At 63.8% G+C, this 1642-nt stretch carries 1 protein-coding gene; it reads left to right on the top strand.

Annotation, left to right across the window (positions count from 1 at the left end):
- Positions 1-387 precede the first annotated feature (387 nt).
- A partial coding sequence (locus tag EOB59_RS34730; protein ID WP_245486891.1) for a recombinase family protein occupies positions 388-1642 on the top strand: 1255 nt, incomplete at its 3' end.

The following is a 1642-nucleotide window of genomic DNA, read 5'->3' on the forward strand; positions in this document are numbered from 1 at the left end:
ACCTCGACTTTACTCAATCCGCTACCGAATGAGGGTATCAACATGATAGTTCGTACGACCCGGCCAGCTTCAACGACAGACTTCTTTGGGTTTGAAAGGAACGATGTCGGAAGCGGAGTTGCACTTCCTCAAGGCGCGCATGCGCGGCGGCCAACTCAACAAGGCAAGCCGCGGCGATCTGAAGATAGGCCCGCCCGTGGGCTTGGTCTACTTGCCCGATGGCACCCTCGCACTCGACCCGGACGCCGAGGTGCAGGCCGCGCTCCGCATGGTGTTCACCACCTTCGAGCGCCTGGGCAGCGCAACCAGAACCGTCAAGTTCTTCCTCGACGAAGGCACCCTGTTCCCGCGGCGACTGCGCAAGGGACTGCACAAAGGCGAACTCATGTGGGCGCCGCCACGGCACGCCCGCATCCTCTCCAGGTCCTGCATAATCCGAGATATGCCGGCGCCTTCGTCTACGGTCGAACGCGTGGACGGCCCCGGCCGGGCGGCGGCGTCTCGCAGATCAAGGTGGATATGGCTGACTGGCGGTTCGTCATGCCCGACCTGCATCCGGGCTATATCGACTGGGAGCGCTTCAAGGCCAACCAGGAGCGTCTCGCCACCAATGCGCAAGCCTACGGAATGCAGCGCCGCGCCGGGCCGGTCCGCGAAGGATCCGCCTTGCTCCAGGGCAGAGTTCTCTGCGGCCTTTGCGGCGGGCGCATGGGCGTCCATTACAGCCAGGAGCATGGTCAGCCTGTCCCGACCTATATCTGCCAGGAAACCGCCACCCGCCGTGGCGGCAAGGTCTGCCAGTCCGTGCCCGGCAAAGTCGTCGACCCGGCGGTGGGTGCATTGCTTGTCGAGCTGATGACGCCGATGACCCTTGAGGTCACCCTGGCGGTGCAGCGCGAGCTTGAGGCACGCGCCGCCGAGATGGACACGTTGCGCCGACAGCATATCGAGCGGACGCGTCATGACGCCGAGCTCGCCCGGCGCCGCTACATGAAGGTCGATCCCGACAATCGCCTCGTTGCCGACACTCTCGAGGCCGAGTGGAACGAGAAGCTGCGGCTCCACACCGACGTTGTCGAGGACTATGAACGACGCGCGCCCGAGGAAGCCGCCGCCCTCGACGCCGAGACGCAGCAACGCGTCCGCGATCTTGCCGAGCAGTTCCCGCGGATCTGGAGCGATGCCCGCATCGATGTCCGCGAGCGCAAGCGTATCCTGCGGCTGCTGGTCGCCGATGTCACCTTAATCAAGGCCGAGACGATTACCGCAAACGTGCGGCTCTCCGGCGGGGCGACCCGAACCTTGACGCTGGACCGGCCGCTGCCGATCTTCCAGATCCGTAAATCCAAGCCCGACTTGATCGCCGAGGTCGACCGCTTGCTCGACCGTTATTGCGATCGCGAGGTCGCCGACATCTTCAATGAACGCGGTCAGCGGACCTGGGACGGCAAGCCGTTCAATCTCAAGAAAATCGCTTTCATCCGCCGAACTTATAACCTGCCCGGTCGTCGCCAGCGCCTGCGCGATTGTGGTATGCTCACCACCCAGGAAGTGGCCGAACGCTTCGAGATCGCCGAGACCACCGTGCATCAATGGGGACGTCAGGGGCTCATCACCAAAGCCTACAGCGACAATCTCAGCC

It is taken from the genome of Mesorhizobium sp. M7A.F.Ca.MR.176.00.0.0, from assembly GCF_004023165.1.
Classification (GTDB): Bacteria; Pseudomonadota; Alphaproteobacteria; order Rhizobiales; family Rhizobiaceae; genus Mesorhizobium.